Source organism: Pseudomonas sp. NPDC096950, from assembly GCF_044762525.1.
Classification (GTDB): Bacteria; Pseudomonadota; Gammaproteobacteria; order Pseudomonadales; family Pseudomonadaceae; genus Aquipseudomonas.
On sequence record NZ_JBIWEL010000007.1, the window covers coordinates 153,849 to 180,767 of the forward strand.

15 protein-coding genes are annotated in these 26,919 nt (G+C 63.0%); 6 read left to right on the forward strand and 9 right to left on the reverse strand.

Features of this window, described 5'->3' with window-relative positions; all coding sequences use genetic code 11:
- Positions 1 to 162: 162 nt before the first annotated feature.
- Complete coding sequence (locus ACIQY3_RS14215; RefSeq protein WP_403020322.1) at positions 163 to 786, reverse strand: glutathione S-transferase N-terminal domain-containing protein; 624 nt, start codon at positions 784 to 786, stop codon at positions 163 to 165.
- Positions 787 to 933: 147 nt separating this feature from the next.
- On the opposite strand from ACIQY3_RS14215, the gene ACIQY3_RS14220 reads away from it, so the two are divergent.
- Positions 934 to 1,728, forward strand: coding sequence for a DUF4349 domain-containing protein (locus ACIQY3_RS14220; RefSeq protein ID WP_403020325.1), 795 nt, complete (start codon positions 934 to 936; stop codon positions 1,726 to 1,728).
- A gap of 208 nt (positions 1,729 to 1,936) precedes the next feature.
- Here ACIQY3_RS14220 and ACIQY3_RS14225 read toward each other — a convergent pair whose 3' ends face one another.
- Positions 1,937 to 2,557: an isochorismatase family cysteine hydrolase gene (locus tag ACIQY3_RS14225; RefSeq protein ID WP_403020328.1), complete on the reverse strand. Its 621-nt coding sequence runs from the start codon at positions 2,555 to 2,557 to the stop codon at positions 1,937 to 1,939.
- A 225-nt stretch (positions 2,558 to 2,782) separates the two neighbouring features.
- On the opposite strand from ACIQY3_RS14225, the gene ACIQY3_RS14230 reads away from it, so the two are divergent.
- Positions 2,783 to 3,181: a hypothetical protein gene (locus ACIQY3_RS14230; protein ID WP_403020331.1), complete on the forward strand. Its 399-nt coding sequence runs from the start codon at positions 2,783 to 2,785 to the stop codon at positions 3,179 to 3,181.
- Positions 3,182 to 3,365: 184 nt separating this feature from the next.
- Here the strand turns inward: ACIQY3_RS14230 and ACIQY3_RS14235 are convergent, their stop codons facing one another.
- On the reverse strand, positions 3,366 to 4,457 hold the full coding sequence (locus ACIQY3_RS14235) for a DUF1615 domain-containing protein (RefSeq protein ID WP_403020334.1): 1,092 nt from the start codon (positions 4,455 to 4,457) through the stop codon (positions 3,366 to 3,368).
- A 348-nt stretch (positions 4,458 to 4,805) separates the two neighbouring features.
- On the opposite strand from ACIQY3_RS14235, the gene ACIQY3_RS14240 reads away from it, so the two are divergent.
- Positions 4,806 to 7,019 carry a TonB-dependent receptor gene (locus ACIQY3_RS14240; RefSeq protein WP_403020337.1) on the forward strand — a complete coding sequence of 738 codons (2,214 nt, stop codon included), beginning with the start codon at positions 4,806 to 4,808 and terminating at the stop codon, positions 7,017 to 7,019.
- A 256-nt stretch (positions 7,020 to 7,275) separates the two neighbouring features.
- The gene (locus ACIQY3_RS14245) at positions 7,276 to 8,811 is read left to right on the forward strand and encodes an FAD-dependent oxidoreductase (RefSeq protein ID WP_403020339.1); all 1,536 of its coding nucleotides are present in this window, start codon (positions 7,276 to 7,278) and stop codon (positions 8,809 to 8,811) included.
- Positions 8,812 to 8,935: 124 nt separating this feature from the next.
- On the opposite strand, the gene hemB is transcribed toward ACIQY3_RS14245, so the two are convergent.
- The 3 genes from hemB to ACIQY3_RS14260 all read right to left on the reverse strand — a co-directional run bounded on the left by hemB (position 8,936) and on the right by ACIQY3_RS14260 (position 11,744).
- Positions 8,936 to 9,910, reverse strand: coding sequence for a porphobilinogen synthase (gene hemB, locus ACIQY3_RS14250; protein WP_403020341.1), 975 nt, complete (start codon positions 9,908 to 9,910; stop codon positions 8,936 to 8,938).
- A gap of 267 nt (positions 9,911 to 10,177) precedes the next feature.
- Entirely contained in the window at positions 10,178 to 11,020 is an 843-nt protein-coding gene (locus ACIQY3_RS14255; RefSeq protein WP_403020344.1) for a PhzF family phenazine biosynthesis protein, read from the reverse strand.
- Between the two features lie 25 nt (positions 11,021 to 11,045).
- Positions 11,046 to 11,744, reverse strand: a complete 699-nt coding sequence (locus ACIQY3_RS14260) for a glutathione S-transferase family protein (protein WP_054617386.1) — start codon at positions 11,742 to 11,744, stop codon at positions 11,046 to 11,048.
- A gap of 303 nt (positions 11,745 to 12,047) precedes the next feature.
- Between ACIQY3_RS14260 and ACIQY3_RS14265 the strand changes: the two genes are divergently transcribed.
- Positions 12,048 to 12,722, forward strand: coding sequence for a histidine phosphatase family protein (locus tag ACIQY3_RS14265; protein WP_403020348.1), 675 nt, complete (start codon positions 12,048 to 12,050; stop codon positions 12,720 to 12,722).
- Positions 12,723 to 12,814: 92 nt separating this feature from the next.
- Positions 12,815 to 13,870 carry a permease gene (locus ACIQY3_RS14270; protein ID WP_403020351.1) on the forward strand — a complete coding sequence of 352 codons (1,056 nt, stop codon included), beginning with the start codon at positions 12,815 to 12,817 and terminating at the stop codon, positions 13,868 to 13,870.
- A gap of 137 nt (positions 13,871 to 14,007) precedes the next feature.
- On the opposite strand, the gene mnmH is transcribed toward ACIQY3_RS14270, so the two are convergent.
- The 3 genes from mnmH to ACIQY3_RS14285 form a co-directional block, all read right to left on the reverse strand.
- Positions 14,008 to 15,111, reverse strand: coding sequence for a tRNA 2-selenouridine(34) synthase MnmH (gene mnmH, locus ACIQY3_RS14275; RefSeq protein WP_403020354.1), 1,104 nt, complete (start codon positions 15,109 to 15,111; stop codon positions 14,008 to 14,010).
- Positions 15,111 to 16,145 carry a selenide, water dikinase SelD gene (gene selD / locus ACIQY3_RS14280; RefSeq protein ID WP_403020356.1) on the reverse strand — a complete coding sequence of 345 codons (1,035 nt, stop codon included), beginning with the start codon at positions 16,143 to 16,145 and terminating at the stop codon, positions 15,111 to 15,113. Before selD ends, mnmH begins: the two co-directional genes overlap by 1 nt.
- Positions 16,146 to 16,389: 244 nt before the next feature.
- Positions 16,390 to 26,802 carry an autotransporter-associated beta strand repeat-containing protein gene (locus ACIQY3_RS14285; protein WP_403020493.1) on the reverse strand — a complete coding sequence of 3,471 codons (10,413 nt, stop codon included), beginning with the start codon at positions 26,800 to 26,802 and terminating at the stop codon, positions 16,390 to 16,392.
- Between the last annotated feature and the right edge of the window lie 117 nt (positions 26,803 to 26,919).

Genomic DNA, 26,919 nt, shown 5'->3' on the forward strand with positions numbered 1-26,919 from the left:
CTGACACTGAAAATCCCCTGTGGGAGCGGGCTTGCTCGCGAAGGCGGTGTGTCAGTCCATGAGGATGTTGACTGACACACCGCCTTCGCGAGCAAGCCCGCTCCCACATTTGAATCTTCAGTGGTCACAAGGGCAATCAGGACAGTTGTTCGGCGGTGTTGCTCAGGTTGGCCAATGCCGCGCGAAGACCGGCGCCAATGTCGGATGCCGGTCAATTCGCGTCAGCCACGCATAAAACCCGGGCCGGGCATTGCGCAGATGCTCGCGGCTGCCGGCCCAGCGCGACACCACCGCCGCCAGCACATCCAGCGCCCCCGGCGTCTCTTCGCCCAGGTACAGCTCGCCGGAAAACTCATCGGCAAACACCTCCCAACTCCAGTGCAATCGCTTGCGGGTGCCGGCCATGAGATTTTCCCTGGACGCCTCGTCCGCTGTGATCAACCAACGCTCGGGGTAGTCGATGATGCCGATGGCCGAATAGCAATTGCTGACGATGTACACCAGGCCGCGAATGGCCTGGTCCCGCTCTATCGGATCGTCCGGCAACAGGCCCGACGAGGGAAAGGTCAGGCCCAGGTGAATCAGGATCGCCGCGCTTTCAGTGAGAAGGCTGCCGTCGGGCAATTCCAGGGCCGGAATCTGCTTCAGCGGGTTGAGTTTTTCCAAAGCGTGGGCGGCTTCGGCGGACGCGGCCACATCGATGAAGCGATAAGGAATCGCGCAGAGTTCAAGGGCCGCTTCGATCGCCGCCGCGCCGGAATTCGGGTGTCCGTAAAGCTGATACATGTCGCGCCCTCCCGGCGAACAAACAGTCAGTCGGTAGACGGCCGGCCACGGGAGCATGTTCCCTGCCATTTGGCCGATTGATGCAGGTAAGATGCGCCATCCCGGGGCGCACTGCCGACGTCCCGCTGCACACTTCAAGGAAAGAACATGCGCCAACCGGATGGCAAACCTGCCTCACTGCCTCGCGTCTATTGGTTTGTACTGGCCTGCCTGGCCCTGAGCGGCTGCTCGCCGAGCGACCGGTCATCATCGGCCAGTCTAGCCGGTGAACAAGGACGTGGTGGCGCGATGCTCGCCTATGAGCATGATGTGCAGTTATTGCTGCCCCAGGCGCAAATCGTGCCGCGTTTGCAGGCCACCCGCGAAGCCTGCGAAACCGCGCGTTTCGGCGCTTGTAACGTGTTGCGCATCGAGCAAGGCGCCGGTCGCGCCGAGATCACCTTGCGCATTGCTCCGGCCGGTGTGGAGCCGTTGGTCGCCATGGCCGCCGAGGGCGGGGAAATGGGCCAACGCGTCACCAGCGCCGAAGACCTCGCCGATGCGGTGGACGACACTCGCCGCCGCCAGGAACGCCTCAAGGCCCAGCAACAGCGCCTGGACCAATTGGCAAGCCGCCGGGACATCAGCGTCACCGACCTGATCGCCCTGAGCAAAGAACAGGCCGGCATCGAAAACGACCTGCAAGCCCTGGCCCAGGTCGCCGCCGGGCACCAGCGCCGACTCGACACCAATCGGGTCACGCTGTCGTTCCAACCGACCGGCGCCAGCAGCCGCTCGTCACACCTGAGCCAGGCGTTCAGCAACTTGCTGGATAACCTGGCCGATGGCGCCGTCGATGCGCTGGAGAAAGGCAGTTACGCGCTGCCGTTCCTGATCCTGGCTTTCCCGCTGTTGATGCTGTGGGTCTGGTTGTGGCGCAAGTTTGTGCGGCGTCGGGTGTGAGCCGGTAACAAAGACCAGACACAACCTTTTGGTAAAGAGAGCATTTTGTGGCGAGGGGGCTTGCCCCCGTTGGGCTGCGAAGCGGCCCCAAAACCTGCGCACACCGTCTGGCTGACAAACCGCGGTGCCTGACTTGCGACTGCTTCGCAGCCGTACGGGGGCAAGCCCCCTCGCCACAGAAGCTCCTTCATCACATAGACCGCATCGCTTAACCAAGCAGCGCCAGCAACTCCTGCGTCGTGACAATCGAATGGGCATAGGTTGGCCCATTGATCTCGTGCGCCGCGTGCATCGCTTCAGCGCTGAATGCTGCGGTGGCGTCGCGTACCAGGGTGACGTGGTAGCCCAGTTCGGCGGCGAATTTGCCGGTGGTTTCGATGCAGGTGTTGGCGAGCATGCCGACGATCACTACCTTGTCGATACCGTGCTGCTTGAGCAGGAAATCCAGGTCGGTATTGGCAAAACCACTGCTGGCCCAGTGTTCCTTGACGATGACATCACCGGCCTCAGGCTGGAAGTCGGGGTGCCATTCCCCGCCCCATTCTCCGGCGGCAAACACCTGGGCGTGACTGGCGCGCAGTTGAGAGGGACCGGGGTGTTTCCAGCGCGCCAGGTCGTTGGGTTCGGCGCGGTGATGCGGTACGTAGAACACCTGCATGCCGGCCTTGCGCACAGCCGCCACCACGGCTTTCAGGTTGACCAGGGTGCCGACACTGTCGGCCACCGGTTTGGCTCGACCGTGGAGTTTTCCGCCTTCGCTGAGGAAGTCGTTATACGGATCCACCAGCAGCAGACCGGTTTGGGCGGGAAGATAGAAACTGGCATTCATGATCGACTCCTCAGGGACTAAGGCCTGCGCCAGCTATCCAGTGTAGAACCCGCCACCGCCCCCATCGGGCCCAGCCGACGACCGCATCATCAATCCCGCAAGAGGTGCCCCGCTCCAACCATCATTGCCGTCGATGGTCACCATCACGTCAATGAAGTTCTCATAAAAATTCCTCGGCGTAACATCCGCTCCATACCCAACTAACAACACCCGGAGCACACGATCATGAAACGCCAAATCCTTCTCAGCATCGCTTTCTCGGTTTTCGCAGTTAATGCTTTTGCCGCGCCTTCTCGCACCATGATCGCTGAAGGCGGTTCGGATCGCTTGATTGAAAGCCGCGTGGCTGAGGGTGGTTCGGATCGGTTGATCGAGAATCGTGTGGCCGAAGGTGGTTCGGATCGTCTGATCGAAAAACGCGTTGCTGAAGGTGGTTCTGATCGTCTGATCGAGAATCGTGTGGCTGAAGGTGGCTCGGATCGTCTGATCGAGAAACGCGTTGCCGAAGGTGGCTCGGATCGTCTGATCGAGAATCGCGTTGCTGAAGGTGGCTCGGATCGCCTGCTCGAAAAACGTGTTGCCGAAGGTGGTTCCGACCGTCTGATCCAGAACCGCGTTGCCTGAATGAATGGTTCTACAGCGGTACTCACCGAAAAACCCGGCCTCATCAGCCGGGTTTTTTTACGTCTGCGGAAATCCTTTATCCACGTGGCGCCTGGTCATTCGCCAAGATCGCAGCCTTCGGCAGCGCCTACGGGTGTACACAATGCCCGTGTAGGAGCTGCCGAAGGCAGCGATCTTTTGATCTTCATCGCCCCTTCGCCATGCACCGCTGATACCGCTCATCAACCCGTTTGGCGAACCACGCGGTGGTGAGTTTGCGGGTGATCTTCGGGCTTTCCAGGGTAATCCCCGGCAACATCGCACGCGGCAATTGCCGCCCTTCAGCCTTGTCCGCCATGGCGAAGACCTTCTGATAAAGCCTCGTCTCCTCGAACTCCAGGCTTTTGCCCGTTTCCAATTGATCGCGAATCGTCGGATTGCGCATGCCCAATTGCTTGCCGAGGGTGCGCACCGCCAGTTCCGTGGTGCCGGGCATGATCGAATCGTAGCGAATCAAATCACCGTCGAGCGCCAGCGGAATGCCTGATACGCGGCTGACGGCGTTCTGGAACGCCGCATTACGGCTGGCGTACCACCCGGCATTGAAATCGGCAAAGCGATACAGCGGCTGGGTGTAGCTCACCGGGTAACCGAGCAAGTGCGCAATGCCGAAGTACAGTCCGCCGCGACGGGTGAACACCTCATGGCGAATCGAACCCGTCACCGGATAGGGATAATTGCGCGTCTCCTGCTCGGCGAACTCGATGCTGACCTGCATCGGCCCGGCGGTGTGCACCGGGTTGAATCCACCAAACAGCGTCCGCCCCATGGGCACCATGCCGATGAAGTCATCAAAAATCCCGCTCAGTTCTTTTTCGCTGCGGGCGGCGTTGAGCCGGTCGCTGTAACTTTTGCCGTTGGGCGAACTGACCTGCAAGGCACCGCTCACCAACAGACCGGGGATATGCGCCTTGGCGGCGCGGCGATCGATCTCGTCCCGGGCGATCTTGCCCAGGCCCGGCACCGGTGGGTCGACCTGGAAGGTTGACTCCTGCTCGGTGACGGCCAGCACCGCACACAGGTTCTGCGTGGTCGGGGAAATCTCCTGGGCGGCAAACGCTGCATAGATATCCGTCGCCCAACCTTCTCGGTCGACGGTTTTCGCCGGCAACAGCCGCACGATCTGCGCCTTCACCTCGGCGGGCTTGCGGGGCGGTGCTTCCTGGGCCTGCCGGGTGCCGCAACCGGCCAGGACCAGCAAGGCAGCGAGGCTCATGATCAATCGGTGGGCGTGCATGTTGCTCCATAAAGTCCGTTTAGCCGGGTTAACCATACGATCAATGGCTGGGTGCAGGCTATGACTGTGGTCAGGGGTGACTGTTCCACACCAATCTTCTTAACAACACAGAACCTTGTGGGAGCGGGCTTGCTCGCGAAGGCGGTGTGTCAGCCCATGCATGTGGTGACTGACAGGCCGCTTTCGCGAGCAAGCCCGCTCCCACAGGGGATTGAAGCCGCTGAAGACAAACTCATTGCAGAACGTTACTGAGAAAACATATCATTTGCGCCTGGAGTCGCATTTGCGCAAGGAGTTCCCCGCGCCGTTATCCTTTTTCTCATCGGCGGCGCGCCGCCAGGATCGAACATGCCCACTCCAGCCCGACTCGGCGTTCCTTTTCGCCCGACCCTTCTCGCCTTGTTTTGCGCCTTGTCCGTTTCTGCCCACGCCGCCACCACCGACAACGACGGCAAAGCGCTGGTGCTGGACGAAGTCAACGTCAACGCCCAGGCCCCGACCGCGACAGCCGCCCTGCCCCCGGTGTTTGCCGGTGGTCAGGTAGCGCGCGGCGGTCAATTGGGCGTGTTGGGCAATCAGGACATGATGGACGTGCCGTTCACCCTGTCTTCCTACACCGAACAACTGATCCAGGACCAACAAGCCGAAGACGTCGCCGACGTGCTGCTCAACGATTCCTCAGTGCGCCAGGCCTCCGGTTTCTCCAACCAGGCGCAGATCTTCATGATCCGCGGTTTGCCCCTGACCGGCGACGATATTTCCTATAACGGCCTGTACGGCGTACTGCCGCGCCAGATCATTTCCACCGACGCCCTGGAGCGGGTGGAAGTGTTCAAAGGCCCGAACGCCTTCATCAACGGCGTGACCCCGACCGGTTCCGGCATCGGCGGCGGCGTGAACCTGCAACCCAAGCGTGCCGGTGACGTACCAACCCGCCGCTTCACCACCGACATCAATGACGAAGGCCGCGTCGGCCAGCACCTCGACCTCGGCCAGCGCTTCGGCGAAGACAACCGTTTCGGCGCCCGGGTCAACCTGGCCCAGCGTGAAGGCGACACCGGCATCGACCACGAAAACCAGCGTTCGAAACTGTTCTCCATCGGCCTCGATTATCGCGGCGACGCCCTGCGCATTTCCGGTGATTTCGCCTACCAGAAAGAACGCGTCAACGGTGGTCGCAACACGGTCAACCTGGGCAACACCACGCACATTCCGGATGCGCCATCGGCGGACACCAACTACGCGCCGAAGTGGGGTTTCACCGACATCGAAGACACTTTCGGCATGCTGCGCGCCGAGTATGACCTGAACGACAACTGGACCGCCTACGCCGCGGGCGGCGCCAAGCACACCCGTGAAACCGGGCGCTACAACTCCACCACCCTGGTGGGCAACGACGGGGCCTCGACCACCACCGGTTCGTTCATCCCGCATGACGAAGACAACACCAGCGTCATGGCCGGCCTCAACGGCCGATTCGCCACTGGCCCGGTCACCCACAAGCTGAATTTCGGCCTGGCCGGTATCTGGACCGAACAGCGCAGCGCCTACGATTTCGACCTGACCCGTTACTCGAACAACATCTACCATCCGGTAGAAACGCCCTCGCCCGTTGGCAATTTCTCCGGCGGCGACTTGAGCGATCCCGGCATCGTCGGCAAGACCTTCGCCCGCAGTGGCGCGGTGTCCGATACCCTCGGTTTCTTCGACGACCGGCTGTTGCTGACCGTCGGCTTGCGCCGCCAGCAAATGGTGGTTCAGGGTTACGGCTACGCGCCTTACGGTTCCGGCAGCCGCACGTCCGTCTACGACGAATCGATCACCACGCCGGTCTATGGCCTGGTGTTCAAGCCTTGGGACCATGTGTCGTTCTATGCCAACCGCATCGAAGGCCTGGCGAAAGGCCCGACCTCGCCGACCACGTCGGGCAACCGCATCGTGACCAACGGCAACCAGGCGTTCGCCCCGGCCCGTTCGAAACAGATCGAAGCCGGCGTCAAGGTCGACATGGGCACCTACGGCGCCAGCCTCGGTGTATACCGCATCGAGCAGCCGAGCGACGGTTACTCGGTGATCACCAGCGCCACCACGGCGGAATATGTTCGCCAGGGTGAACAGATCAACAAAGGCGTCGAGCTCAACGTCTTCGGCGAGCCGATCGAAGGTCTGCGCCTGATCAGTGGCCTGACCCTGATGGACACCGAACTGAAGAACACCCAGAACGGCGCCAACGACGGCAACCGCGCCATCGGCGTACCGACCTTCCAGTTCAACGCGGGCGTGGATTGGGACGTGCCGGGCCTGCAAGGCGTAGCGCTGAATGCACGGATGTTGCGCACCGGCGGCCAATACGCCGACGCGGCGAACAACCTCAGCCTGCCAACCTGGAACCGCTTCGACGCCGGCGCCCGTTATGGTTTCAAAGTCGATCAGAAAGACATCACCCTGCGCCTGAACATCGAAAACCTGGCGAACGAGAAATACTGGGAATCGGCCCAGGCCGGCTACCTGACCCAGGGCGAGCCGCGAGTGGCGAAGTTGTCGGGCACCATCGACTTCTAAGCACTTCGGCATAACAGAAAGGCCCCGCAGCATGATGGCTGTGGGGCCTTCTTTGTTGGCCAAAAAAACCAGACAAACACACCCCTCCTGTGGGAGCGGGCTTGCTCGCGAAGGCGGTGGATCAGTCAATATGAATGTTGCCTGACACACCGCCTTCGCGAGCAAGCCCGCTCCCACAAGGTGTTTTGTGTTTGCCCAAGCTTGATAGCCCTGCCTGAACCATACTTGTCCGACCCACCTTTCGGAGAGTGCCCCCATGAACCGAAGCGACGTGCTGATCATCGGCGCCGGCCCGACCGGTCTGGTGCTGGCGTTGTGGCTGAGCAAGCTCGGCATTCAGGTGCGCATCATCGACAAGACCTCGGCCCCCGGCACCACCTCCCGGGCCCTGGCCGTGCAGGCGCGAACCCTTGAGTTGTACCGTCAACTCGACCTCGCCGACACCATCGTGCAAAACGGCCACCGGGTGGCGGCGGCGAATTTCTGGGTCAAGGGCGAAGCCGTGGCGCGCCTGCCGTTGACCCGGATTGGCGAGGGCCTGACGCCTTACGCCTTCCTGGAAATCTTTCCCCAGGACGAACACGAAGCGCTGTTGATCGAACGCCTCGACACCTTCGGCATCCGCGTGGAACGCAATACCGCACTGGAACATTTCACGGAAACCGGCGACGGCATCACCGCGCAACTTCGCCTGCCCGATGGCCAGGAGGAAACTTGCCAGGCCTGCTATATCGCCGGTTGCGACGGCGCCCGGTCGATCGTGCGCAAGACACTCGACAGCGGATTTCCCGGCGGCACCTACCAGCAGATTTTCTACGTCGCCGACGTGCAGGCCAGCGGCCCGGCGTTCAACGGCGAACTGCACGTGGATCTCGACGAAGCAGACTTTCTCGCGGTGTTTCCATTGGCCAGCGAAGGTCACGCACGGTTGATCGGCACCGTGCGCGACGAACGTGCCGAGCAGGCCGAAACCTTACAATTCGAAGACGTCAGCAGCCGGGCCATCGAGCATTTGAAGGTCAAGATTGAACAGGTGAACTGGTTCTCGACCTACCGCGTGCATCACCGGGTCGCGGAATTCTTTCGTCGCGATCGCGCGTTTCTGCTCGGCGACGCGGCCCACGTCCACAGCCCTGCGGGCGGCCAGGGCATGAACACCGGGATCGGCGACGCGATCAACCTGGCCTGGAAACTTGCGGCGGTCCTGGGTGGCGGCGCCACCGCCAAACTGCTCGACAGCTACGAAACCGAACGCATCGCCTTCGCCCGGCGCCTGGTGTCCACCACCGACCGGGTGTTCAGCTTCGTCACCGCCGAGGGCAAAGTCGCCGACCTGCTGCGCACGCGACTGGCACCGTTCCTGATCCCCAAAATGACGTCGTTCGGCGCGAGCCGGGAGTTCCTGTTCCGCACCGTGTCGCAAATCACCCTCAACTATCGCGGCATGCCGTTGAGCGAAGGCACTGCGGGCCATGTCCACGGCGGCGACCGCTTGCCCTGGGCCCATGACGGCGAAGGCGACAATTACGAACCCCTGAAAAACCCGACATGGCAGGTGCATGTTTACGGCGACACCAGCGACGAAATGATCGCCTGGTGCATCGAGCATCATTTGCCGCTGCATGTGTTCGACTGGCGGCCGGCGTTCGACACCGCCGGGTTGGCGCGCAACGGGTTTTACCTGTTAAGGCCGGACACCTATGTGGCGATTGCCGATAACAGCGCCGATCCGAAAGTGATCGAGCGGTACTTCCGGGATCATGGGATTCGGCCGTTTATTGGGTCCCACTGATTCACACAATCCAGTGTGGGAGCGGGCTTGCTCGCGAAAGCGGTGTATCAGTCGCCATGTGTATTGGCTGACACGCCGCCTTCGCGAGCAAGCCCGCTCCCACAGGGGGAATTTGTGGTGTGGGTTAGATCCCGGCCAAGGCCAGGTCCATGGCGAAGTAGGTGAAGATCAGGTCCGCGCCGGCGCGCTTGATGGCGCCAAGGCTTTCCCGCACCACGCGATCTTCATCAATCGCCCCGGCCTGGGCGGCAAATTTGATCATCGCGTACTCGCCACTGACCTGATATGCCGACAGCGGCAAACGCGAGACTTCGCGGATGTCGCGGATGATGTCCAGGTAGGCGCCGGCGGGTTTGACCATCAGCGCATCGGCGCCTTCCTGCTCATCCAGCAAGGATTCACGCACGGCTTCGCGGCGGTTCATCGGGTTCATCTGGTAGCTTTTGCGGTCGCCTTTCAACGCACTGCCGCCAGCTTCGCGGAACGGGCCATACAGTGCCGAGGCGAATTTGGTCGAGTAGGCCATGATCGCGGTTTGGGTGAAACCGGCCTCGTCCAGCGCCCGACGAATTGCCTGGACCTGGCCGTCCATCGCCGCCGACGGGGCGATCACGTCAGCGCCGGCACGGGCGGCGGCCACGGCTTGCTTGCCGAGGTTGATCAGGGTCTGGTCGTTGTCGACCTCATGGTTGTGCAGCACGCCGCAATGGCCGTGGTCGGTGTATTCGCAGAAGCAGGTGTCGGACATCACGATCATCTCCGGCACCGCGTCCTTGGCGATGCGCGCCATGCGCGAGACCAGGCCGTTGTCGTTCCAGGTGTCGCTGCCGCTGCTGTCCAGGTGATGGGACACGCCGAAGGTCATCACCGACTTGATCCCGGCACGGGCATACCGTTCGATCTCGCCGGCCAGTTTCGACTCGGGAATGCGCACCACACCGGGCATGCTGTTGATCGGCACGAAGTCGTCGATTTCTTCCTCGACGAAAATCGGCAACACCAGATCGTTCAGGCTGAATTCGGTTTCCTGGAACAGACTGCGCAGGCTCGCATTGCGGCGCAGACGGCGTGGACGTGCTTCGGGGAACTGGCTGGACATGGATTTTCCTGAGACAAAAGTCGTAGGGGGCGAAGCTTATGCCCTGTAAGGCGCAGGGTACAAACCTCGAGAAAGGAACAAACCTTTACCAGTCTGGCAACAATCCACCTTGTGGGAGTTGTGTCGAGCCAGGAACATATGCGCGATGCTGGGCTACTGTGGGAGCGGGCTTGCTCGCGAAGGCGGTGGGTCAGTTGCCACATGTATTGACTGATGCACTGCATTCGCGAGCAAGCCCGCTCCCACAGGGGATTTGTGTTTAGGCAGCTACAGGGTCAAGGTCCCGGCGATGCAGGTCACTACCGCGCCGCCAATCCAGATTTCATCCCCCACCTGATCCACCTGGATCCGCCCCGCCCGTCCCATGGTCAACCCCTGGCTTACCACGTAAGACGCCGGCGCCAACCCTTCGCTGAGCAACCACTGCGCGATCCCGGCATTCAGGCTGCCGGTGGCCGGGTCTTCCGGCATGCCGTCGCCGGAGATAAACGCCCGGACTTCGAACTGCGCGTCATCGCCATCCCGTTCGGGATGCCACGGCGCGATCACGCCAACCGCCAAACCGAGCATCTGCGAATGATCCGGTTGCAAATCGAGGACCTGCTGCCGATTCTCGACCATCACCGCCAGCCAGCCCGCGCCGTTATCGACCCATTGCGCGCGAACGATCGCCCCCGCCGCCAGCCCGAGCCCACGTCGCACCCGCTCCAGCACGTCAGCCTCCACCGGCCCGGTCCTGAGCAGCGGTGGCGCGAGAAATGCCAGCTCCGCGCCCTGCCGACGAACCCGCACCAACCCGACGCCGCATTCCTGAATGATCTCCTCACCCTTGGGCACGCCGCCGGCCTCAAGCCACGCGTGACAGGTGCCCAGGGTCGGATGACCGGCGAACGGCAATTCCGACAGCGTGGTGAAAATCCGCACCCGATAATCGGCTCGCGGGTCCCGGGGCTCCAGAATAAACGTGGTTTCGCTGAGGTTGGTCCAGGTCGCGAACGCCGCCATGCGCTCATCACTGAGCTCGTCCGCACCGAACACCACTGCCAACGGATTGCCTTTTAGCGGCGTCCGGCTGAAGACATCGACTTGCTTGAAATTAAAAGAACCCATGGCCTGCCTTGGTCTTGAATAGCTTTTATTTGGGAATTTCCAGCCCGCGCATCACCGCCGGCCGCGCCAGGAAGCGCTCCAGCACCCGTGTGATATTTGGGAAGTTCTGGATGCCCACCAGATCGCCGGCCTCATAGAAACCGATCAGGTTGCGCACCCACGGGAATGTCGCGATGTCGGCGATGGTGTAGCGCTCGCCCATGATCCAGTCGCGCCCTTCCAGGCGTTTATCGAGCACGTTGAGCAGGCGTTTGCTCTCTTCGACGTAGCGATCACGGGGCCGTTTGTCTTCGTAATCCTTGCCGCCGAACTTATTGAAGAAACCGACTTGGCCGAACATCGGCCCGATACCGCCCATCTGAAACATCAACCACTGGATCGTCTCGTAGCGCGCCGCCGATTCCTGGGCCAGCAACTGGCCACTTTTGTCGGCGAGGTAGATCAGAATCGCCCCGGACTCGAACAGCGGCAGCGGCTGGTCGCCCGGGCCGTGGGGGTCGATGATCGCCGGGATCTTGTTGTTGGGGTTCAACGACATGAACTCCGGCGACAACTGATCGTTGGTCTCGAAGCCCACACGGTGCGGCTCGTACGGCAGGCCGATCTCTTCAAGCATGATCGAGACCTTGACGCCGTTGGGGGTCGGCAAGGAGTAAAGCTGAATCCAGTCAGGGTACTGGGCCGGCCATTTTTGATTGATCGGGAACGCAGAAAGATCGGTCATGGGAGCATCCACGCAGACATTGGAGCGCTGATCATAATGTAGGTCCATGGCTTTCTGGCGCAGAAATCTGCCGGCATCCATAAATCCGCAACATCCTGTCGATAACCTTCGGCCATCCCGTCGAAGGTTGCGGCTAAAGTGCTGCGAACCCGCCGGTATCGAACCAAATGGGCTTCAGAGGACTCTGAGCAATGCCCTACATGAAAACGGACCGGCTCAACGACATGGAAAACACCCGACGCTGGGAGCGCGGTGTAAAGGTTTGTCAGCCTTAATCGAGTGCGCTGAAGAACCCATTATTCAATGATGAACCTTTTGAAATTCGCCCAACGCTTCAAGCATCGCGCGTACATTTTCCTGCCCACGTTGTTGGCGGCCAGCGCGCTGTTCCTGTCGCTTGAGTCCAGCGAAAGCCGCGCCCAACCGGCCGACGGCACCCAGACGCTGGTATTCCTGCGCCACGCGGAAAAGCCCGACGGCGGCCTGGGCCAGCTCAATTGCCAGGGGCTGAACCGTGCGATCAACCTGTCCACCTTGCTGCCAGAGAAATTCGGCAAGGCAAACTATGTGTTCGCCGCCAACCCGACGCGCAATGTCGAAGAAGGCGAACTGGACAATTCCTACAGCTACATCCGTCCCCTGATGACCATCAGCCCCAGCGCGATCAAGCTCGGTTTGCCGGTGAACATCGAGTTCTCGGCCAATGACACCAGCGACCTGGCGGATGAACTGCTGCACGACAAGTATCACAACTCGATCATCTACACCGCCTGGTCCCACGGCTACCTGCCCGAGCTGATCAACAAGGTCGCCGGCGATGCGGTCGGCAAGAAACAGAACATCACCGAGGACTGGGAGTCCAGCGACTACGATTCGCTGTTCGTGCTGACCCTGACCTGGCACAACGGCAAGGCCAGCCTGGTCAGCCACACGTATAAACAAGGGCTGGATAACGGCTCGCAGAACTGTCCTACATAAGACGTCTGCCACGTCCCACACACTGTCGGGACCACGGGTAAGAAGGGGCTGGGCTATCATCACTTCATCTCTCCCCTGCCCGGAACCTTGCCATGTCACTCTCATCCGCAGCTGTCCCCTCCCGGGGCTGGTCGTTCTGGTGGAAACCCGCACTGTTCGTCTTGGTGGCCTGCGTCGGCCTCTACTACGTCAAATGGTCGCCCTACTACCTCAAGGCCTTCGTCGCCGCTGACAATCACAGCATCGGCGCCTCGATCATCAATGATCAACAATCCGACCCGCTGATCGCTGCCCTGGCGTATGCCAAGGTGTATTTCCTGGCGATCTGGAAAGCCGCGGTGCTGGCGGTGATCCTCGGCTCCTTGCTGCAAGTATTGATTCCGCGAGACTGGCTGCTGCGCCTGTTCGGCCGCGCCGGTTTCGCCTCGACATTGCGTGGAGGCCTGTTCGCCCTGCCGGGCATGATGTGTTCGTGCTGCGCCGCCCCGGTGGCAGCGGGCATGCGTCGGCAGAACGTGTCAGTGGGTGCGGCGCTGGCGTTCTGGATCGGCAACCCGGTGCTCAACCCCGCCACGCTGGTATTCATGGGCTTCGTGCTTGGCTGGGGCTTTACTGCGTTGCGGCTGGTGGCGGGCATCGTGCTGGTGTTTGGCGTGTCGCTGGTGGCCCAGCGTATCGCCGGGCCGGAGAACGTACCTGAGGCCGCCGTCGAGGCCGTGGCCGAAGCCCGCGAGATCAACGAGCAACCGTTCCTGACCCGCTGGGGCCGGACGATCTGGCAGTTGTTCTGGAGCACCATTCCGATCTACGTCCTGGCGGTGCTGGTGCTGGGGGCGGTACGGGTCTGGGTGTTCCCGCACATCGATGGCGCCATGGCCAACAGCCTGTTGTGGCTGGTGCCGCTGGCGATCATCGGGACACTGTTCGTGATCCCGACCGCCGCGGAAATCCCCATCGTGCAAACCATGATGACCCTGGGCATGGGCACCGCCCCGGCGGTCGCATTGCTGATGACCCTGCCGAGCATCAGCCTGCCGTCGCTGCTGATGCTGCGTAAGGATTTCAATACTCGGGTGTTGGTCAGCGTGGCGCTGATGACCATGGGGATCGGGGTGATCAGTGGGTTGGTCGGGGCTGCTTTGCTTTAAGGGATTCAGCGCCTGTCAGGGCCTCTTCGCGAGCAAGCCCGCTCCCACAGGGGATCTGTGTCAGACACAAAATATGTGTTCGCCAAAGATCTACTGTGGGAGCGGGCTTGCTCGCGAAGGGGCCAGCAAAACCACCATCAACCAAGCGGATGAACCCGCTCTCGCAAATATTCCAGAACCGCCCCGCGCTCCCCGGAAAACTCGATCCGCGCCCCCTTCTTCTCCCGCTGAAACCCATACATCGGGTCGTAATATTCAGTCAGCAACCCTTCGATCCAGCCCCGGTGCAAATCCACCGCGCCACTACGCGCCTGCTCCGCCAAGGCGTCTTCCATCAACACCAGCATCCGCCGATGACGCTCCCCGCCCAGTCGCTTCTGCACATTGTTCAAGCTCTCCAGCAAACGCTCGGAAAACAGTACAAAGCCGTCCTCGCCGTGCACGCCGATAAACTCGGCACACAGGTCCACCACATAATCCCGCAGGATCCGTTCGACCCGCCCTTCCAGGCTGTCTTCCAGCCAGACCATCGGAAACTGCTGCATGCCCTGATACAGCGGCAGCGGCAAGGCACAACTGCCGACCGCACGACTCTCATCTTCCAGCACGAATTGCTCGATGCCACGGGCGCGTTTTTTCAGGATGTCCACGGCCAGGCGGTTTTCAAAATCGATATTGGAAGGTTGGCCGGTGGCGCGTTTGCCGAAGCTGGATCCCCGATGATTGGCATGACCTTCGAGGTCCAATCCATTGCTCAACTGCGTCAGCACTTCGGTCTTGCCGGTGCCGGTCATGCCGCCGAGCAGGACAAAATCGCACTGGGCCACCGCTTGATCCGTCGTCTCCAGCAAAAACGAACGCATGGCCTTGTAGCCGCCACCGACCCGCGGATAGTCGATACCCGCCTCGTCCTTGAGCCACTGCTGCACGATCTGCGAGCGCAAGCCGCCGCGAAAACAATACAAATAACCCTCAGGGTTAGCCCAGGCGAAGTCGGCCCAGGCCTGGAGGCGCCCGGCCTTGATCTCGCCTGACACCAATTGATGTCCCAAGGTAATGGCCGCTTGCTGCCCGTGCTGCTTGTAGCAGGTGCCGATCCGTTGCCGCTCGTGGTCATTCATCAGCGGCAGATTGACCACGCCGGGGAACGAGCCCTTGAGGAATTCGACCGGCGCCCGGGCATCCATCATCGGCCGGTCGTTGAGAAAGATGTCGCGGTAATCGGTGCAGTCGACAGACATCAAAACACCTCGACCGCGTTGCTCTGTCGCTCAACCAGTTCGCCGATAGGCTCAAGGCTCAGACCCAGTTCGGCAGCAACCGCGAGGAATTGACCGTTGCCTTCGGGGGTGACCGCGATCAGCAGGCCACCGCTGGTTTGTGGATCGCACAGCACGCGTTTGTGCAGTTCCTGCAAGCGCCCGAGTTTGCTGGCGTAGCTGTCGAAGTTACGCAAGGTGCCGCCCGGTACGCAGCCCTGTTCCAGGTAATACTCAACGCCGGCCAAACGTGGCACGCGGTCGTATTCGATACGGGCGGTGACTTGGCTGCCGTCAGCCATTTCCACCAGGTGCCCGAGCAGGCCGAAACCGGTGACGTCGGTCATCGCGGTCACGCCGTCGAGTTTGCCGAAGCGGCTGCCGGGTTTGTTGAGGGTACACATCCAGTCCCGGGCCAGGCCGATGTCGGCGTTACGCAACTTGCCCTTCTTCTCGGCGGTGGTGAGGATGCCGATGCCAAGGGGTTTGGTCAGGTACAGCAGGCAACCGGCGGTGGCGGTGTCGTTGCGTTTCATGTGGCGTTTTTGCACCAGCCCGGTGACGGCCAGGCCGAAGATCGGCTCCGGGGCGTCGATGGAATGCCCGCCGGCCAGGGGAATGCCCGCCTCGTCGCAAATCGAACGGCCGCCGCGAATCACGTCCCGGGCGATTTCCGGGGCCAGCACATTGACCGGCCAGCCGAGGATCGCAATCGCCATCAACGGATCGCCGCCCATGGCGTAGATGTCGCTGATGGCATTGGTGGCGGCGATGCGGCCGAAGTCGAACGGGTCGTCGACGATCGGCATAAAGAAGTCAGTGGTCGAGACCACGCCGCGCTCGTCGTCGATGGCGTACACCGCCGCATCATCCCGCGAGGCGTTGCCGACCCAGAGCTTGGGATCGAGGTTCTGCGCACCGCTGCCGGCCAGGATCACTTCCAGGACCTGAGGCGAGATTTTGCAACCGCATCCTGCGCCGTGGCTGTATTGGGTCAGACGAATCGGCTCGCTCATGGGGTGCACCTCGTAGAATCAGTGGGGCCGATTCTAGCAGACGGGATTGATGGCGACTGTCAGGGCCCGTTCGCGAGCAAGCCCGCTCCCACAGTGGATCGATGGTGAACACATAACTTGTGTCCACTGAAGATCCACTGTGGGAGCGGGCTTGCTCGCGAAGGCGGCACTACAGACACCGCATCCCTGACAGACAGACAAAATAAACCGCCCTTACGGGCGGCTAAAAGTGCTTCGACCGCGATTAGAACCCGAGGATGAAACTGATCGTCATGGCGTGATCTTCGTTTTTGCCCGACACCTGCCCCGAGTAGCCGAGGCCGAGTTTGCCGTTCTGGCTGATCTGGAAGTCCACGCCCGCTTCAAGCACCGCACTGTCCTTGGCAATTGGCACGCCTTGGGTGCTGAACGAGGCGCCGCCGTCGATGAAGCTCAGGTCGGCGTCCGGCTTGGTGTCGCCGAAGGCATGGCGCCAGCCGAGGGCCGCACGCGGGGTGAACTGCCCGCCGTTGGCCAGGGTGATGACTTTGCCGGCGCGCAGGCCCAGGGTGGAGAAGGTGATGTCCTGGCTGGAATCAGCCTTCAGGCGCCCTACTCCGCCTTTTTCATGGACGGTGTCGCTGTCGTAGTTGACGTAGGCCAGGCCGGCGAACGGTTCCAGCGCGATACCCGCCGCTTCGACCGTGTAACCCACTTCACCGAACACCTGCGCACTGCGGGCGTCGTAGTCGCCTTTCAAGCGATCGTTGTAGCCGCCGACGTTGACGTCACGTTTGGTTTCGATGTCGTGCCAGCTGTAAGCGGCACCCAGGCGCACGGCCAGGGCGTCGAACTGCGAGTTGAGGTACGCCGCCAGGTGGTAGCTTTCAACCGTGGCGTCGGAACGACGGTCGTGAGCGTCCAGGTCGCTGCGGGTGTAACCGGCGGCCATTCCGGCACGCCATTGATCGTCGATCTGTTTGTCGGTGCCGAGCATGAAGCCGCTGAGGTTGCGATCCAGCTTGGCGCTGTTGCTGTCGCCATCCATCTCGCCCCAGGCGCCGAGTGCGCGCATCCAGCCGACCATTTCACCGTGGCAGCCAGCGCTGGTCAGGCGATTTTCGCTCGGAGCCAAGGCACGGCGAGGATCGTCAGGCCCACTGCAGGACGGTTGGCGCATACGGTCGTTGACCGCGTCACGGATGTAACGCGAATCTTCGAGAATCGCGCTGGCGGTGCTGGCGTGAATCTCCCCGGACAAGCTGTCAAATGCCGCACGGGCGCCGGCGGTGCTCAGGTTGATAATTTCGTTCTGCAGCGCCGCACCGGCCACGCCATTGCGGCTGAGTGCAGACGCCGTGCCCCGTTGGTTGCCCGTGGCGGCGACTTCGGCAAACGATGTCTGGTTGCGGCTGACGGCCAGGTCAACCTCGTTGGCGCTGTACACCAGCGACGAGTCGAGGAAGGCGCGTTCCGGCAGATCGGTCGCGCTGAACGTGCCACTGATGCCTCCGCCCGCCGTAATCAGCTTATAAGCAGTGTCGCCGCTGTACGGCAGCAGATTGCTCACTTGCAGGGCTCCATCGAGGGTGGCCGTGCCGCCGACCACCAACGGTGTGACGGTCGGTGAGGTGATGGTCAGTGCCAGCAGGCCGTCCGCAGCGTTGGTCAGGTTGCCCGTCACGCTCAGGGTTTCGCCATTGGCGCCGGAAGAGAACACCCCGTGGTTGACCACCGAGCCGACACTGCCGTTACCGGTCAGGGCGGCACCATTGAACACAGTGACTTGGCCCCCGAAGTTCGCCGGTTCATCGCCGACCTGCAACAAGCCCTGCTCCACTTCCACGGTGCCGCTGAATGGCTGGTCGCCTTCGATCAGCAACGTGCCGGCGCCCTGTTTGACCAGATCACCCGTGCCGCTGAGAACGCCGTTGAAACGCCCGTTGGTGTTCTGCACAAACAGCACCCGCGCAGCGTTCGACAAACGCCCTTGCAGGCTGGTGGTATTACCGACCAGCGTGCCGCCGCTGACAGTGGTGCCGCCGCTGTAAGTGTTGGCGCCGCTGAGTACCAGGATGCCGGAATCGAGTTTCTCGATACCGCCAGTGCCCACCAGAGGCGCCGCGATTTCGGCGGTGACGCCGGAGTTGATCCGCACCGCCGCGAGGCTGCCATCGGCCGCATTGACGGGAGTCAGGCTACCGTCTGCGCCAGGCACCAGGCGATAACCACTGTCGAGGACCTGCAACCCGGTGAAGCCCTGGTTGCCAGCGATCGTCACGGTGCCGCCCTGGCCGCCAAATACCGCGAACCGACGGGCCGAACCCTGGCTTGCCGTACCACCGGCATCCGTCCAGTTGGTGCTCGAGCCCCAGGTGCCGTCGCCGCCGCTGATCGTCCCGTCAGCATTGGTTTTGCCGCCGTTCCAGAACTGCACTTCACCCTGGGTACTTTGCACCAGCAGGTTGACCTGATTGGCCAGTGCGGTTTGCAGGGTCAGGCTGGAGGACGCCACACCGCCCGGCAATGTGCCGAAGTCGAGGCCGTTGTCGGTCAGGCTTTCGCCGTAGCGGAACAGTTGATAGACGCCAGTGCCGAAGCCACCGGCGTCCGTGATGTTCAACGTACCGTCGAGGGTCAGGTTGCCGGCGACATTGACCACGTTAGTGGAGCTGGTCGCCGAGCCGAGACTGAAGTCCAGATGGGTGCCCGACGCCAAGGCCAGGGAACCGACGGACAATGGCGTGATGCTGCCACCGCCAACCAGCGTCGCGCCGCTGCCCAGTTGCACCGCACCACCGATCTGGCCAGCGCCGCTGATTTTCGCCCCGCTCGCCACGTTCACATTGGCGCTGTTGAGTGTGCCGTTGACCAGCAACGAACCGGCCTGGACGTTGGTGTCACCCGTCAGGCCGTTGGTGCCGGTGAGCAGCAAATCGCCGGTGCCGTTTTTAGTCAGCGTACCGCTGCCGGTGAGGTTACCGGTGTAGGTGCCGTTGTTGCTTTGCTCGAAGGTCAGCGCGGCGTTGTTGAGGATCGCGCCTTGCAGGCTGGTGGTGTCGCCGCTGATCGTGCCGGCGTTAAGGGTGGTGCCGCCGCTGTAGGTGTTGGTGCCGCTGAGTAACAGCGCGCCGCTACCGTTTTTCACCAGACTGCCAGTACCCGCGATGATGCCGCTGAGGGTGGTGGCCTGGGTGCCTGCCAGGGTCAGTTGCCCGGTGAGATTGATGGCGTTGGCCAGTTGCAGGGCGGCGGTGCTGTCCAGTTGAGCACTGCCACCGACGCCGAGTGCGCCGATGCCGATGGCGCTGTTGTTGCCGAGGATCAGTGAGCCGGCATTCAACTGAGTACCGCCGGCGTAGCTGTTGCTGCCGTTGAGGGTCAGGCTGGAAGCGCCATTCTTGATCAGGCTGCCGGTGCCGCTGACAACCCCACCGAGGGTCAGCGCGTTGGAACCGGCGACGCTCATTCCACCGTTCAACACCACCGCGTTAGCCAGGCTGACGGCGGTGTTGCTGTCCAGCGTGGTGCCGTTGGCGGCGGTGAGGACACCACTGCCCAGCGCCGCGCCATTACCCACGACCAAGGTGCCGCCATTCAGCGCGGTGCCGCCGGTGTAACCATTGACGCCGTTGAGCACCAGGGTGCCGGTGTCGTATTTGCCCAGGGTGCCGGCGCCGTTGATCGCTACGCCGAGGGTTGCGGTGCTGTTTGGATCGACGCGGAAAGTCGCGTTGCCCAAGCCGCCGTTGACCAGATTCAGTGCGCCCGCCGTGCCATTCACCAGGCTGTAGCCGTCGGTGACGAATTGCATGCCGGTGATGCTCTGCGTGCCGTCGACCGTGACGGTGCCCGCCGCGCCCTGAAATACCGCGAAGCTGTTGGCCCAGCCCAGATTGACCGTGCCGTCGACATTGGTCCAGTTGGTGTTGCCACCGGCCCAGGTGCCGTTGCCGCCATCGATCGCGCCATTGCCGACCGCTTGGGTGCCATCCCAGAACTGCACGGTGGTGTTCGGCGCGGTGACCAGCAGGTTGACCTGGCTGCCCACGGCGGTCTGCACTTGCAGATTGCCCGGCGATACGCTGCCCGGGACGGTGCCGACGGCCAGACCGTTGTCAGTCAGGGCGCCGGTGTAGTTGATGATGCGATACACACCGCTGCCGAAGCCGCCGATGTCGCTGACGTTGAGGTTACCGTCGAGGGTCAGGTTGCCGCCGACATTGATCAGCGCATTACCGCCGCCGGACACCGGTACACCGAGCCCGACGTCGAGGTTGGAGTTGCCGCTCAAGGCCAGCGAACCCACCGACAAGGTGCTGCCGGTGGCCAGCGCGACGTGACCGCCATCGGCGACATTCACTGCACCGATAAGGCTGCCACTGCCGGCAAGCGTGCCGCCGTTGTTGACCGCGACGTTGGCACTGTCCAGGGAACCACTGACATTCAGGGTGCCGCCGTTGATGCTGGTGTCGCCGGTCAGGCTGTTAATGCCGGTGAGGTTGAAAGTGCCGCTGCCGAGTTTGTCGAGCAAGCCGCTGCCGCTGAGTACACCATCAAAAGTGCTGCTGGCATTGTTGCCGCCAAGGCTCAGGGTGTTGCCGGCGCCGATCAGCGCCGTACCGCTGCCGGTCAGGCTGGCGAGACTGCCGGACGCGCCGAGGTTGAGGCTGCTGCCCGCGCCAAGATTGACTCCGGCATTGTTGCCCAGAGCCGTGGCGGAGGTGGTACTCAAGCTGCCGCCCAACACGTTGAAAGTGCCGCTGAAGGTGTTGTTGCCGCTGAGACTCAAGTCCGCCGCACCGTTTTTGCTCAGGGTTCCGGCGCCGCCCACGACACCGGCCAAGGTCAGGTTATTGGTGCCGGCCACATTCAGGGCCGCGTTGACATTGACGTCGTTGGCCAGGGTCAGCGCCGAGCTGTTACCCAGCGTCGAGGTGCCGGCGACGGTCAAGGCGCCAGTGCCCAGGGCCGCGGCGTTACCGAGGGTCAGGGTGCCGGCGTTGAGTGTGATATCGCCTTGCAGGGCGTTGACGCCATTGAGGGTCAGGTTGGCCGCACCGTTCTTGATCAGGCCACCGGCACCACTGATGGCACCGCCGAGGGTCAGGTCATTGCTGCCGCCCACTGCCAGCGTGGCGTTCAATCCAACGTTATTTGCCAGAGTCAGCGCCGTGTTGTTATCCAGCGTCGAGGCACCTGAGACCGTCAGGTTACCCAGGCCCAGGCCCGATGCATTGCCGACCGTCAGGGTCCCGGCGTTCAAGTCGACACCGCCGAGGAAGCCGTTGACGCCATTGAGCACCAGGTTTGCCGCGCCAGTTTTGCTCAGGCTGCCCGCACCGTTAACCGCGCCGTTGAGGGTCAGGTCAGCGCTGCCGGCGATGCCGAGATTGCCGGCCAGGTTGATCACGTTGCCGACGGTCACCGCCGTCGCGGCATCCAGTGTGGTGGCGTTGGCGGCATTCAGCGCGCCGGCGCCGAGTGCCGTGTCAGAGGCCAGAACCAGGCCACCGGCACTCAATGTGACCGGACCGAGGAAGCTGTTGTTGCCACCGAGGGTCAGGTTGGCTCCACCGGCCTTGACCAAACCACCCACGCCGCTGATCGCGCCGTTGAGGGTCAATGCATTGGAACCACCGAGGTTCAGGTTGCCGGCCAGATCGACGGCATTGCCTAAAGTGACGGCGGCGTTGCTGTCCAGGGCGGTGCCCGAAGCCGCGGTCAACAGACCGCTGCCCAGCGCCGTGTTGCTACCGACCACCAGCGTACCGCCATTCAGCAACGTGCCGCCGGTGTAGGTGTTGGCACCGTTGAGCACCAGGGTGCCGCTGTCGAGTTTGGCCAGGGTGGCCGCACCGTCGATGGCGACGCCGATGGTCGCCGTGGAGCCCGGATCGACCCGGATCGCCGCATTGCCGCCGGTGCCATTCACTGCGGTCAGGTGCCCCGCCGCGCCGGTCAGCAAGTTGTAGCCGTCGGTGACGAACTGCATGCCATTAAAGGTCTGCGTACCGAGCACCGTCACGTTGCCCGCCGTGCCCTGGAAGATCGCGAAGTCGCTGGCCCAGGTCTGATTGGTCAAACCATCAACCGAGGTCCAGTTGGTGCTGCCGGCATTCCAGGTCCCGGAGCCGCCGTCCACCGAGCCGTTGGGCAAGGTCTGGCTGCCGTCCCAGAAACGCAGGTTCGCGTTAGGCGCGGTCACCAGCAGGTTGATCTGATTGCCGACTGACGTTTGCAGTGCCAGGTCCGCCAGGCTGTAGCCGATCGGGATCGCGCCGATGTTCATCCCCAGGTTCAGCAGGCTGCCGGTGTAGTTGATCAAGCGATACACGCCGACGCCGAAACCACCAGCATCCGCGACGTTCAGGTTGCCGTCCAGAGTCAGGTTGCCGCCGATGTTCAGCAGCGAACTGGTGGAGGGGGTGCCGAGGGCGACGTCCATATTGGAGGTGCTGTTCAAGGCCAGCGCGCCGACCGACAAGGTGTTGCCGCTGCTCAGGCCCAGGTGCCCGCCGTTGTTCACGTTCAGCGTGCCCAGCACCGAGCCGGTGCCGGTCAGGGTGGCGCCGGTGTTGACGTTTACGTTGACGCTGCCCAGGGAACCGCTGAGGTCCAGGGTGCCGCCGTTGATCGCGGTGTTGCCTGTGAGGCCGTTGATACCGGTGAGGTTAAGCGTGCCGGTGCCAACTTTGGTCAAGCCGCCAGGGCCGGCCAGACCGCCGTCGAAGGTGCTGGTGGTGTTGACGCCGCCCACCGACAAGGTGTTGCCCGAGCCGATCAGCACATCACCGCTGCCGTTGAGGCCCGCGAGGCTGGCGTCGGTGCCGAGGTTGAGGCTGGCGCCGGCGCTGATGTTGGCGCCGGAGGTGTTGCCCAGTGCGCCGGTGCTGGCGGCGGTGACGCTGCCGGACAGAATGTTCAAGGCCCCGGTGAAGCTGTTGTTGCCACTGAGGGTCAGGTCGGACAGGCCGTTTTTGCTCAACGCACCGGCACCGTCGATGACGCCGCCGAGGTTCAGGTTGTTGTTGCCCGCGATGTTCAGATCGGCATTCAGCGTCATGGCGTTGGCCACGGTGAACGCCGCGCTGTTGTCGAGGGTCGACGTGCCGCCCACGATCAGCGCGCCAGTCCCCAGCGCCGCGCCGTTACCCAGGGCCAGGGTGCCGGCATTCAGGGTGGTGTTGCCCTGGTAGGTGTTGACGCCATTGAGGGTCAGGTTGGCCGCGCCATTCTTGATCAGTTGATTGGAGCCGCTGATCACGCCGCCCAGGGTCAGGCCCTGGGTGCCGCCAACGGTCAGGTCGGCATTCAGTGCCACGTTGTTGCCGAGACTGACCGCGGCGTTGCTGTCGAGGGTCGCCGCGCCAGCGACGGTCAAGCCGCCGAGGCCCAGTGCCGAACCGTTGCCGACGGTCAGGGTGCCGGCATTCAACGTGGTGCCGCCGAGGAAGCCGTTTGCGCCATTGAGGACCAGGTTCGCCGTGCCGTTTTTCACCAGGTTGCCCGCGCCGTTGACCAGCCCGGTCAGGGTCAGGTCGGCCGTGCCGCCGACGTTCAAGGCACCGGCCAGGTTCACCTGATTGCTCAGGCTGACGGCGGTGTTGCTGTCGAGGGTGGTGTTGGCCCCCGCGTTCAAGGCACCGGCGCCCAAGGCACCACTGGCGCCGACGATCAATTTGCCGGCGTTCAGCGCGGTGGCGCCGAGGTAGTTGTTGCTGCCGTTGAGGGTCAGGTCGGATGCGCCGTTTTTGATCAGCCCGCCGATGCCGCTGACGACACCGTTGAGGGTCAACGCATTGGTACCAGCGAGGGTCAGGTTGCCGCCCAGGTTGACCGCGTTGGCCAGGGTCGATGCAGCGCTGGCATCCAGGGTGGTGCCACCCGACGCGTTCAATGCGCCAGAGCCCAACGCGGTATTGGAACCGACGATCAGCGAACCGGCATTCAGCGCCGTGGTACCGGTGTAGGTGTTGGCGCCGGTGAGGGTCAGGCTGGATGCGCCGATTTTGATCAGCCCGCCCGCGCCGTCAATGAGGCCGTCGAGGGTCAGCGCATTGGCGCCGCCGGTGGTCAGGTTAGCGTTGAGGGTGATGGCGTTGGCCAGGCTCAGGGCTGAACTGCCGGTCAGCGTACTCGCACCGCCCACGGTCAGGCCGCCGGTGCCCAGCGCCGCGCTGTTGCCGACGGTGATGCTACCGGCATTCAGCGTGCTGCCGCCCTGGAAGGTGTTGATGCCGTTGAGGGCCAGGTTGGCCGCGCCGTTCTTGATCAACTGGTTGGTGCCGCTCAGCACGCCATCAAGGGTTAGCTGGTTGGTGCCGCCGATGCTCAGGTCAGCGTTCACCGCAATGTCGTTGGCGATGGCGACACCGCTGCTGCTGTCCAGCGTCGAAGCGCCGGCCACGGTCAACACGCCGCTGCTCAAGGCATTCGCGTTGCCCACGGTGAGGGTGCCCGCGTTCAGGGTGGTGCCGCCGAGGAAGGTGTTGGCGCCATTGAGCGTCAGGTTGGCGATGCCGTTTTTGGTCAGGCTGCCACTGCCGCCGACCGCGCCACCGAGGGTCAGGTTGGCGGTGCCGCCGATGTTCAGGTTACCGGTGGTGTTCACCGCGTTGGTCACCGCAACGGTGGAGCTGGCATCCAGTGTGGTGCCCGCCGCCGTGTTCAAGGTGCCCAGACCGAGTGCCGAGTTGGAACCGAGAATCAGCGAGCCGGCGTTCAGCGTGGTGTCGCCGGCGTAGCCATTGGTGCCGCTGAGGTTCAGTGCGGCGCTGCCGTTCTTGATCAGACCGCCGGCACCGTTGATGGCGCCGGTCAGGCCCAACGCCTGGGTGCCGCCGACGGTCAGGTCGCCGCCGAGGTTGACCGCGTTGGCCAACGTCACCGCAACGCTGGTGTCGAGGGACGTGCCGGCGGCGGCGTTCAACGCGCCAGTGCCCAGCGCAGTGTTGGACGCCAGCAACAAGCCGCCGGCGTTCAGTGCGGTCGGCCCCAGATAGGTGTTGTTGCCGCTCAGGGTCAGGGTCGACAAGCCATTCTTGATCAGGCCGCTGCTGCCGGAAATCAGGCCATTGAGGGTCAGCGCGTTGCTGCCCACGACGGTCAGGTTGCCGTTCAGCGCCACCGAATTGTTCAGGGTCACGCCGGTGGTGGTATTGAGGCTCGCCGCCGCGTTGACGTTCAGCGAGCCGCTGCCGAGCGCATTGTTGTTGCCCAGGCTCAGGGTGCCGGCGTTCAAGTCGGTGCTGCCGGTATAACTGGCGTTGTTGCCGGTCAACGCCAGGGTGCCGCTGCCGTTTTTCGAGATGCCGCCCGCGCCACTGACCAGGCCCGCCAGGGTCAAGCTGCCGACGCCGGAGGTGCCCATGGCGCTGTTGAGCACGATGTTGTTGTTCAGGGTAATGGTGCCCGGCGCCTGCAGCACGGTCGAACCGCCCACGCTCACCGTGCCGGTGCTGAACGCCAGGTTGTTGCCCAATTGCACCGAACCGCCGTTGAGGGTGGTGGAGCCCAGATACGTGTTGGCTCCGTTGAGCACCAGTTGGCCCGTGCCGTTCTTGGTGATGCCGCCGCTGCCGCTGATCACGTTGCCGACGGTGATGGCGTTGGTGCCCAGAAACTGCACGCCACTGGCGCCGAGGTTGATCAGGTTGCTCAACGACAAGCCGCCGCTGCTGGCCTGCAACCCGCCGCCATTGGAGGTCAGCACGCCGCTACCGAAAGTCGCGTTGTTGTTGAACTGGGCGATCCCGCCATTGAGCGTGGTGCTGCCGGTGATCAACGGGCCTTGCAAGGTCCAGGTACCGCTGTTGACCGTCAGGTTGTTGAAGTTGACGTAGTTGGCGCTCGACACCACGCCGACCCCGGAGGTGCCGCCGCCGATACCGATCGGGTTTTGCAGGATCAGCGCGTTGATCCCCCCCGCGCCGCCGTCGATTTGCCCGGTCGGAGCGAAGGTCAGGTTGACGCCGATCAACCCGCCCAGGGCCAGGCCGATACCGCCACCGTTGGAGATGGTCGAACCGGTAATCGCGGTGAAGGTGTTGGTGCTGCCGTCGCCCATCGAGACGCCACCGCTGATGGTGCCGGAGTTGACGAACGTGTTGCCGCTGGCCGAGGTCTCGAAGGCCATCCGGCCGTTGATGGTGCCGGCGTTGATCACGTTGACCTGGGCGCCACCCTGCGCCGCAACGATCGGGGTATCAGCCGAGAACAGCGTGATGTTCAACAGCGCAGTCGAGCCGAGGGTGCCGTTGTTGACGATGTTGGTGCTGCCGCCAGCGCCGTTGTTGATGTTCAACGCCATGCCGTTGAGGCTGCTCAGGTTGACGCCGAGCAAGTCGCCAGTGCCACGGATAATGCCGGTGGCGGCGTTGGTGACGTTGACCACCGAGGCGCCCGCGTTGCCGATCACCGCGCCCGCGCTCAGCAGGGTCACTGCGCCGAGCATGGCCGGGTCGATCAGCCCGGCGTTGTTCAGCGTGATGTTGTTGCCCGTGAGGTTCAGCACCTGCCCGCCGAGGGTGGCGTTCAGTTGCGCGGCGGAACCGACGTTGACCGTCAGGTCGTTCACCGCGCTGGAAAAGGTATTGAGGAACAACGGCAACGACGGCACGCCGCTACAGGTCACCGTCCCGCCCGCTGCCGGGCTGCCGGGCGTACAGGCGGCCATCACTTGAGGACTTGAGAGCGTGGCAACCACCCCGACGATACCGAGGCGGACAGCAAGAGAAAGAGGGCAGACGCGGAAAATCGGGGCGATGACAGATCTCAAGTCCACGGGCAATTC